This is a genomic window from Streptomyces durbertensis (assembly GCF_014156695.1).
GTDB lineage: Bacteria > Actinomycetota > Actinomycetes > Streptomycetales > Streptomycetaceae > Streptomyces > Streptomyces durbertensis.
On the sequence record NZ_WMLF01000207.1, the window covers coordinates 1 to 9,222 of the forward strand.

The 9,222-nt window shown below is 72.7% G+C and carries 9 protein-coding genes; 3 read left to right on the forward strand and 6 right to left on the reverse strand.

Features of this window, described 5'->3' with window-relative positions:
* The first annotated feature begins 16 nt into the window (after positions 1-16).
* Positions 17-484, forward strand: coding sequence for an RDD family protein (locus tag GL263_RS15130; protein WP_182856230.1), 468 nt, complete (start codon positions 17-19; stop codon positions 482-484).
* Between the two features lie 441 nt (positions 485-925).
* Here GL263_RS15130 and GL263_RS15135 read toward each other — a convergent pair whose 3' ends face one another.
* The 4 genes from GL263_RS15135 to lipB form a co-directional block, all read right to left on the reverse strand.
* Positions 926-1,612, reverse strand: a complete 687-nt coding sequence (locus GL263_RS15135) for a DUF4191 domain-containing protein (protein WP_182856231.1) — start codon at positions 1,610-1,612, stop codon at positions 926-928.
* A gap of 10 nt (positions 1,613-1,622) precedes the next feature.
* Positions 1,623-1,823, reverse strand: coding sequence for an SCO2195 family GlnR-regulated protein (locus tag GL263_RS15140; protein WP_182856232.1), 201 nt, complete (start codon positions 1,821-1,823; stop codon positions 1,623-1,625).
* Between the two features lie 251 nt (positions 1,824-2,074).
* On the reverse strand, positions 2,075-3,058 hold the full coding sequence (gene lipA / locus GL263_RS15145; protein WP_182856233.1) for a lipoyl synthase: 984 nt from the start codon (positions 3,056-3,058) through the stop codon (positions 2,075-2,077).
* 177 nt (positions 3,059-3,235) lie between these two features.
* The gene (gene lipB / locus GL263_RS15150; protein WP_182856234.1) at positions 3,236-4,021 is read right to left on the reverse strand and encodes a lipoyl(octanoyl) transferase LipB; all 786 of its coding nucleotides are present in this window, start codon (positions 4,019-4,021) and stop codon (positions 3,236-3,238) included.
* A gap of 260 nt (positions 4,022-4,281) precedes the next feature.
* On the opposite strand from lipB, the gene GL263_RS15155 reads away from it, so the two are divergent.
* Positions 4,282-5,769, forward strand: a complete 1,488-nt coding sequence (locus GL263_RS15155; protein ID WP_182856235.1) for an NsdA family TPR-like regulatory protein — start codon at positions 4,282-4,284, stop codon at positions 5,767-5,769.
* Between the two features lie 165 nt (positions 5,770-5,934).
* Here the strand turns inward: GL263_RS15155 and GL263_RS15160 are convergent, their stop codons facing one another.
* Positions 5,935-6,303 (reverse strand): 5-carboxymethyl-2-hydroxymuconate Delta-isomerase, encoded by a 369-nt coding sequence (locus tag GL263_RS15160; protein WP_182856236.1) that lies wholly within the window; start codon positions 6,301-6,303, stop codon positions 5,935-5,937.
* 232 nt (positions 6,304-6,535) lie between these two features.
* On the opposite strand from GL263_RS15160, the gene glnII reads away from it, so the two are divergent.
* Complete coding sequence (glnII, locus tag GL263_RS15165; RefSeq protein WP_143650294.1) at positions 6,536-7,555, forward strand: glutamine synthetase; 1,020 nt, start codon at positions 6,536-6,538, stop codon at positions 7,553-7,555.
* Positions 7,556-7,662: 107 nt separating this feature from the next.
* Here glnII and GL263_RS15170 read toward each other — a convergent pair whose 3' ends face one another.
* Positions 7,663-9,093 carry a PepSY-associated TM helix domain-containing protein gene (locus tag GL263_RS15170; RefSeq protein WP_182856237.1) on the reverse strand — a complete coding sequence of 477 codons (1,431 nt, stop codon included), beginning with the start codon at positions 9,091-9,093 and terminating at the stop codon, positions 7,663-7,665.
* Positions 9,094-9,222: the final 129 nt, after the last annotated feature.

The following is a 9,222-nucleotide window of genomic DNA, read 5'->3' on the forward strand; positions in this document are numbered from 1 at the left end:
GCGTTACCGTTGACGGGTGGACAAGAGGCAGGTAGTAGGTTCGTGGCTTTCCGGTCCCCGCGCGGCGGCCGAGCAGATGGGCGTCGACTTCGGTTACCGGGGCGAGCGGCTGGGGCTGCCGGAGAGCGGACCGGGCTCGGTGGCGTCTGTGGGCCGGCGGTTCGCCGCGGTGTTCATCGACTGGTTCCTGTGCCTGATCATCGCGTTCGGTCTGCTGAGCGCCGGCGACTCCCGCTCCACGAGCAACTGGGCGCTGGTGGTGTTCGGCGTGATGACGTTCCTGATGGTCGGCACGCTCGGCTTCACGCCCGGGAAGCGCATGCTGGGGCTGCGGGTGATCGGGGTGGACGGCGGCCGGCTGACCGTGCCGCGGGTGGCGGTGCGGACGGCGCTGCTGCTGCTGGTGATCCCGGCGCTGGTGTGGGACCGGGACACGCGCGGTCTGCACGACCGGGTGTCCGGCGCGGTCCAGATCCGTTTCTAGGGGTCCGCTTCTGGGAAGCGGGGGTGCTCCGTCGGGAAGCGGGCGGGGGCGTGGGCGCCCCGCGCACCACCCTTCTGCCGGCGCGATCCCTTTCTGCTGTCCCGCTGCGCCTTCGGATGAGTCGTCGCCGTCCCGTTGCGGGCGGCGACGGTTGTTGCGGGCGCTGCCGTGGGGGCCGCGCTGGCCCGCCCGGCGAATGTGTCGGACGCGGGGGACGGGAGATCGTGGCGTCCGCACGCCGTGGGGCCTCGGGCCCCTGAGGATCGGCATGTCGCCCATCAGGTCGGCACGGGTGAGCGGTGGGCGGTAGTACGAGCGGGTCGCCGCGCTGCCGCGGGGGGCGTGGGTTGTGTACAAAGCGGTGGGGGCCGGGTGTGAGTGGTGTCACTCGACCCGGCCCCCACCGCTGCGAGAAGGGGTGTGTGCGGCGGTTGCCGCGTGTCAGCGGGGCGGCGCCTTCGGCATGCGCATGCCCTTGGGCATCGGGCCCTTGGGGATCGGCATGTTGCTCATCAGGTCGCCGACGGCCCGGAGGCGGTCGTTCACCTCGGTGACCTGGCCGCCGACCAGGACGCGCGGCTTCTTGATGATGGTGGCGCGCAGCTTGCGCAGCGGCACCTGGTCGTCGCCGTTGCCCACGACGACGGTGTGCACCGGGATGTCGCCGAGCAGCCTGGCCATTTTTTTCTTCTCGGCCGCCAGGAGGCCGCGCAGCCGGTTGGGGTTGCCCTCGGCCACGAGGACGACGCCCGGCTTGCCGACGACGCGGTGGACGACGTCCTGGCTGCGGTTGATGGCCACCGCCGGGGTGACGTTCCAGCCGCGGCCGATCCGGTCGAGTACCGCCGCCGCGGCGCCCGGCTGGCCTTCCATCTGGCCGAAGGCGGCACGTTCGGCGCGGCGGCCGAAGATGATCGCCGTGGCGAGAAAGGCCAGCAGGAAGCCGAGGATGCCCAGGTAGACCGGGTGTCCGATCAAGAAGCCGATGCCGAGAAGCACACCGAAGGTGACCAGCGCGACGCCGAGGAGGATCAGCCCGATCCAGCGGTCGGCCCGCTTGGTCATCTTGTAGGTGAGGGCGATCTGTTTCAGTCGCCCGGGGTTCTCGGATTTTTCCTTCCTCGCCATAAGAGGAAGTTTACGTGCCGGTGGAGGTGCCTTCAGCCGCGGCCTCCAGGACGTGGGCGGCCTCGGTGCGGGCACGGGCCCTGCTGCGGTTCTCCACGACGGCGGACCAGGCGTTGCGGCGGGCGGTGCGCTGGCCGGATTCCAGCAGCAGTCCCTCCAGTACGCGCAGGGTGTCGGCGAGGCGGGGACGGACGGGAGTGGCTTCCCGCATGGCGGTTTCCCTTTCGGCGGCGTGAGCGACGAGCAGGGGCGGATGAGCGTTGCGTGAACACATCGTCACCGAACGGTGTTACCACCGGATGTCATGACGGTCAAAAGGACAGAAACGATTTTGCCGACCGTGCGCTCCGCCACTCGGCGGCAGCGGCGGCAGCGGGGGCCTCCCGCGAACGGCCCGAGGGGCCGCCGGCGCGGGAAGCGTCGGCGGCCCCTCGGTGTGCGGTCGGTCAGGCGTGCGGAGACTCAGGCGGCGGTGTCCGCGCCCTCGCCCGCCGCCGGGGCGGCGCCGGCGGTGCCGACCGCCGCGCGGCGGTCGATCGCCTGCTGGTAGAGCCGGCCGGCGCGGTAGGAGGAGCGGACCAGCGGGCCGGACATGACGCCGGCGTAGCCGATCTCCTCGGCCTCCTGCTGGAGCTCCACGAACTCCTCCGGCTTCACCCAGCGCTCGACCGGGTGGTGGCGCGGCGTGGGGCGCAGGTACTGGGTGATGGTGATCAGCTCGCAGCCGGCCTCGTGCAGGTCGCGCAGCGCCTCGCTGACCTCCTCGCGGGTCTCGCCGAGGCCGAGGATCAGGTTGGACTTGGTGACGAGCCCGGCCTCACGGGCGCGGGTGATGACCTCGAGCGAGCGCTCGTAGCGGAAGGCCGGCCGGATCCGCTTGAAGATGCGGGGCACGGTCTCCACGTTGTGCGCGAGCACCTCGGGGCGGGAGGAGAAGACCTCGGCCAGCTGCTCGGGCACCGCGTTGAAGTCGGGGATGAGCAGTTCGACGCCGGTGTCGGGCATCAGGCCGTGGATCTGCCGCACGGTCTCGGCGTACAGCCAGGCGCCGCCGTCCTCGAGGTCGTCGCGGGCGACGCCGGTGATGGTGGCGTAGCGCAGCTCCATCTGCTGGACGGACTCGGCGACGCGGCGCGGCTCGTCGCGGTCGAACTCGGCGGGCTTGCCGGTGTCGATCTGGCAGAAGTCGCAGCGGCGGGTGCACTGCTCACCGCCGATGAGGAAGGTGGCCTCGCGGTCCTCCCAGCATTCGAAGATGTTGGGACAGCCCGCCTCCTGGCACACCGTGTGCAGGCCCTCGCGCTTGACCAGTCCCTGGAGAGCGTTGTACTCCGGGCCCATCTTCGCTCGGGTCTTGATCCACTCCGGCTTGCGCTCGATGGGGGTCTGGCTGTTGCGGACCTCCAGGCGGAGCATCTTGCGACCGTCGGGTGCGACAGCGGACACGTCCGGCTCCTAAAACTTTTGATTCCTCGGCGAACCCAGGGTACGCCCTTGCAGCTGTGAGCCCTGAACCCCGGACGGCCGGGGGAAACAAGGCGCGGCGGCCGTCACCGTGTGTGCGTCCCGCGTCCGCGGAGCGCGTACGGGGAGGCGGTCGCCGGGCGGCCGTGCCATGCGGCGTCACACCGCCCGGGGCAGCGGGGTGGCCGATTCCAGGACGGCGCGCAGGTGCTTCTCGACCACCGGCAGCACCTCGTCCACCGTCACCGTCCGCCCGAGTTCGGCGGAGAGCGAGGTCACGCCGGCGTCGCGGATACCGCAGGGCACGATGCGGTCGAAGCCGGTGTTGTCGGGGCAGCAGTTCAGCGCGAAGCCGTGCATGGTGACGCCCTTGGCGACCCGGATGCCGATCGCGGCGAGCTTGCGGTCCTCGCCGCGCTGGCCGGCGTTGGAGGGGGCGTACTCCGGGCCCATCAGCCGGGCGTCGAACTCCTCGTCCTCCTTCAGGCGGGGGTCGAAGTCCAGGTCGAGGCCGCCGTACCGGGGCGGGTCGGCGACCGGGTCGCCGAGCACCCACACGCCGCTGCGGCCCTCGATCCGGGTGGCCTCCAGGCCGAACTCGGCGCAGGTCAGCAGCAGCGCGTCCTCCAGCCGCCGGACATGGGCGACGACGTCGACCGGGCGCGGCAGCTTGAGGATCGGGTAGCCGACGAGCTGGCCGGGGCCGTGCCAGGTGATCTTGCCGCCGCGGTCGACGTCGACGACGGGAGTGCCGTCCAGCGGCCGCTCGCTGTCCTCGGTGCGGCGGCCCGCCGTGTAGACGGCCTGGTGCTCCAGCAGCAGGCAGGTGTCGGGGATCTCGTCCGCGAACCGGGCCGCGTGCACCTCGCGCTGGTGCCGCCAGCCGTCCAGGTACTCCACCGCTTCCTCGCCGAAGCCCAGGTGGACGAAGCGCAGCTCGCTCACGGCCGCAGTTCCTTTCTCAAGCCGAATCGGACGCCCGCGCCGCCCTCGTGCCCGGCCGGCCGCGGTGCCGCCTGCTCCGTTCACTCTACGGCGCGGGCGGAACGTTGCCTCAGGCGCCCGCCGGGCCGTCGCACTCACACGTATGGATGAATACCGGGCCGCTACGGCATCCGGCGGAGATCCGACCGCTACATTCACGCCGTTCCTCAAGGGCGCCCCGGCGTTCACCACAGGCCGAGAGGCAGGAGACCGCAGAGCTGATGTCGACGGAACGACCTGGCAGCCGCCCCGCCCAGCAGCGCAGTCCCAACCGACAGCTCGCCGCTCTCATCGCCGAGGCGGGTTTCTCCAACGCCGGGCTGGCCCGGAGAGTCGACCAGCTCGGCCTCGAGCACGGCCTCGATCTCAGATACGACAAGACCTCGGTGACAAGATGGCTGCGCGGGCAGCAGCCACGCGGCACCACTCCGGCGCTGATCGCCGAGGTGTTCACCCGCCGCCTCGGCCGCCGGCTGACGGCGCAGGACCTCGGGCTCGACGCCTGCGCCCCCGTCTACGCGGGTCTGGAGTTCGCGGCGAGTCCTGCGGAGGCGGTGGACATCGTCTCCGGGCTGTGGCGCAAGGACACCGGCAGCCACGGCGAACTGCGCAAGATCGCCTTCACCTCGGCCGGCCTTGTGGTGCCCAGCCGCGACTGGCTCATCGGCCGGCCCGACGAGCGGGTCGGGCGCGGCGAGCCCGTGCCGCCGCCGACGGCGCAGGCCAGGGTGCCCGTGCAGGGGCGCGGGCCCGTCCCCCGGCCCGGTCGCGGCGAGCCGCCCCGGTCGCTGGAGCGCGGTCCCGGACAGCGGGTGACCGGTGGGGACGTGGCGGCGCTGCGTTCGGTGGGCGAGCTGTTCCGGTCGCTGGACGAGGCGCACGGCGGCGGACACGCCCGGCAGGCGCTGGTCCGGTACCTGGAGCACGAGGCCGAGCCGATGCTGCGCGGCCGGTACGGCGAGCAGACGGGGCGGCGCCTGTTCGGCGCGGTGGCCGAGCTGACCAGGCTGGCCGGCTGGACGGCGTACGACATCGCCGCGCACGGCCTCGCCCAGCGCTACTTCGTCCAGTCGCTGCGGCTCGCCCAGGCCGCCGCCGACCGGGCGTTCGGCAGCTTTGTGCTGGTGTCGATGAGCCGGCAGGCGGTGCATCTGGGGCACGGCCGGGAGGCGGTGCAGCTGGCCCGGGTCGCCCAGCAGGGGGTGGCCGCGGCGGCACCGCCGGTGGTGCAGGCGCTGATGCACGGCGCGGAGGCGCGCGGGCAGGCGACGCTCGGCGAGGTGCGGGCGTGCACGGCGGCGCTGGCGAGGGCCGAGCAGGCGCTGGAGGCGGCCCGGCCGAGCGAGGACGTGCCGTACTGGGCGCGGTTCTTCGACGAGGCGCGGCTGGCCGCCGACTTCGCGCACAGCTATCTGGACCTGCGGCAGTACCGCAGTGCCGCCCAGCACGCCGAGCGGTCGCTGCGGCTGTGCGGCAGCGGCCGGGCGCGCGGCCGGCTGCTGTGCCAGGTGGTGCTGGCCCGGGCGCGGCTCGGGCTGGGGGAGATCGAGCAGGCGTGCGCGCTGGGCGCGGAGGCGGCGCACGGCGCTGCGGAGATGCGCTCCGCGCGGGCGTACGAGGCGGTGCGCGGCTTTGAGCAGCAGCTCGAACCGTACCGGGACGCGCCCCCGGCGCGCGGCTACCGCGACCGGGTCTCAGCCCTGGGCTGAGGTCCTGGGCTGAGGTCCTGGGCTGAGGCCCTGGGCTGAGGTCCTGGGCTGAGAGGCGATCACCGCCGTTCGACCACGACGGCCCGGAGCGGGGCGCCCCGCTCCGGGCCGTCGTCACGCGCCGCCCGCGTGCGCCTGACGATCAGGCGGCGGGGGGGCGACGGGTCAGGCCTGGTGGGTGAGGTAGGTGGCCTGGTCGAGTTCGCTGATGTGCACGGACAGCCGCAGCCGGCGGCCCGGCAGCGCCATGACACGTTCCTTGGCGAGGGCGAGCACGGCGGAGGCGAGTTCCGCCTTGGCCTCGGTGGTGCGCCCGGCGAACAGCGAGACCTCGATGTGGGCGACGTCCGTGCTGTCGCCGATCTCGCCGCCGTCGCCGATCACGCTCTGCTCGATGCGCCGGAAGTGCGTGCGGCAGGCCGAGGGGGAGGAGCCGACGGTCTTCTCCACGGCGATGTGCAGGTCACGGCCGAGCGCCGTGGCGTCGAAGGTGCCGGCGAGCGGCTCGGAGTAGTCGACGGTCAGGTTGGGCACGGCGCCTCCCGGTGCTGTTGATGCCGCTGCCAGGTTAAGCGGTGGTACTCGTTCCGTTAGGGAGGCGGCTACCCACGCGGGCGGCGGTCACGACCGGAGAAGTAGTTCACAGCGGCTTAACAGGCGGGCAACTGCCGGGAAATCGCGGCTGGCGAGGGTGCCTTCTGGGTGACGCCCGCCGCTCACCCGGCACCCGCAGTCGCACTACGCCGCTACCCGAGGACGGACGCCCGTGAGCTACAAGGCCGAGTACATCTGGATCGACGGCACCGCACCGACCGCCAAGCTCCGGTCGAAGACGAAGATCCTCGCCGACGGCGCCGAGCCGCCGGTCTGGGGCTTCGACGGTTCCAGCACCAACCAGGCCGAGGGGCACGCCTCGGACTGCGTCCTCAAGCCCGTCGCCTCCTACCCTGACCCGATCCGGGGCGGCGACGACGTGCTGGTGCTGTGCGAGGTCTTCAACATCGACGACACCCCGCACGAGTCCAACACCCGCGCGCTGCTGCGCCCGCTGGCGGAGCGGTACGCGGCGCAGGAGCCGCTGTTCGGCATCGAGCAGGAGTACACGTTCTTCGACGGCGCGCGGCCGCTGGGCTTCCCCGAGGGCGGCTTCCCGGCTCCGCAGGGCGGCTACTACTGCGGTGTCGGCGCGGACGAGATCTTCGGCCGGGACATCGTGGAGAAGCACCTGGACAACTGCCTGGCCGCCGGGCTCGGGATCTCCGGCATCAACGCCGAGGTCATGCCGGGCCAGTGGGAGTTCCAGGTGGGCCCGCTCAGCCCGCTGGAGGTCTCCGACCAGCTGTGGGTGGCGCGCTGGCTGCTGTACCGCACGGCCGAGGACTTCGGTGTCTCCGCGACGCTCGACCCCAAGCCGGCCAAGGGCGACTGGAACGGCGCGGGCGCGCACACCAACTTCTCCACCAAGGCGATGCGCGAGGGCTACGACGCGATCCTGGCGGCCTGTGAGTCGCTGGGCAAGGGCGACAAGCCGCAGGAGCACATCCGCCAGTACGGCGCCGGTGTCGAGTCCAGGCTGACCGGCGCGCACGAGACGGCGCCGTGGAACGAGTACAGCTACGGCGTCTCGAACCGGGGTGCCTCGGTGCGCATCCCGTGGCAGGTCGAGGTGGACAAGAAGGGCTACATCGAGGACCGCCGGCCGAACGCCAACGTGGACCCGTACGTGGTCACGCGGCTGCTCGTCGACACGGTCTGCACCGAGCTGGACGCGCTCGACCTCGTCTGAGCAGCGAGGCCCGAGCCCGGGGCGCCCCACCGGAAGTCGGTGGGGCGCCCCCTTTGGTGTCGGAAGCCGACCCGCCGGCAGCCGGCGGGTCGGAAACCGGCGTGCCGCTACGCCTCGGCGCGGCTGCGGGCGACGAGGCCGAGTACGACGTCCACCGCCAGGAACGCCAGCAGGCTCAGCCCCAGCAGCGGCACGAACCAGCCGACCAGCGCGGTGACGCCGGCCAGCGGCAGCCACCACGTCACCGGCAGCTTCCGCAGCGCGCCGCGCGGGTAGGGGCGGCCGAAGGAGAGCCGGCCCTCCCGGTCCGGGCGGCGCTGCCACCACATGCGGTAGCCCCAGACGATCAGGGCGACCAGGCCCAGGGCGAGTGCCAGCAGCACGATCTGGTTGGCCAGGCCGAAGAGCCGCCCGTCGTGGGCGCTGATGCCCATGCTGGTGAGCTTGGCGAGTACGGGGTAGTCGGCGAAGTCGAGGCGCCCGGTGACCTCGCCGCTGGAGGTGTCGACGGCGATCTGGTCGAGCCGGTGCGGGACCTGGCGGTCGATCTGCTTGACGACGTACGCGCTCGGGGTGCCGTCCTCGCCGACGACCGGCGTGGTGATCTCCAGCGGGCCGTCCAGCTTCTGGTCGTCGCGGGCGATGCTCAGCACGCGGTCGATGCCGATGTCCGGGTGACCGGAGCCGGCGTCGTCGCCGTGGCCCGCGTGGCCGCCGCCGGAGCCGTGGCCCTCGTGGCCGCCGCCGGGTGCCGCGGAGAGGGTGGGGGTGCTGCCGCCGACCTTGGCGCGCAGTTCGCCGATGTTCTCGCCGGCGTAGGTGGACCAGGTGAGGCCGGTCGCGGAGAGGATCAGCAGGCCGAGCGCGGCCCAGACGCCCACGGTGCCGTGCAGGGAGAGGGTGCGGCGGCGGCCCTTGGTGCCGCGCAGCTTGCGCTGGGCACGGCGTCGGCCGAACCACAGGACAAGCCCGCCGAGCACGACGACCCACATCCAGCTGGCGGCGAGCTCGCTGTAGAGGCGCCCGGTCTCGCCGAGGTTGAGGTTGGCGTGCAGACCGGAGACCCAGGCGCGGAAGGGCAGCGCTCCGGAGCCGCCGTAGCTGGCCAGCGCGCCCTTGACCTCCGCGGTGTGCGGGTCGACGAAGACGGCGAGCTTGCGGCCCTCGGGGACGCTCGGGTCGTCCAGCAGGACCCGGGTGGTCTCGCCCTTGGCGGGTGCCGGCCGGACGGCGCTGAGCGTGCCGTCGGGGTGGGCGGCCAGCGCGGCGTCGACCTGTTCGCCGAGCGGGACCGTGGTGTCCTTGGCCGGGACGGTCAACTGGTCGGAGTAGACGACCCGTTCGATCTGGTAGGAGGCGGCGTAGAGGGCGCCGGTGAGGGCGGCGACCAGGAGGAAGGGGGCTATCAGCAGTCCGGCGTAGAAGTGCAGGCGCAGCACGAGGGCGCGCAGCGCCGAGGAGGCGGGCGGTCTGCCGTTGTCGGTGGCCGGTGGTTCTGGTTCGGCGGAGGTCTTGCGCGCAGGGGTGACTGCGGACATGGCAGTGGTCCTCTTCGGATACGGGTCGGCGCGTGCCGACCGGGAGGTACTCGATCAGGTCGCGGGCGCGTGGGGGCGCCGGCGTGGCGTCGTGAGGAAGGGCTGCCGGCCCTGGGGCGAGTCGGGGGG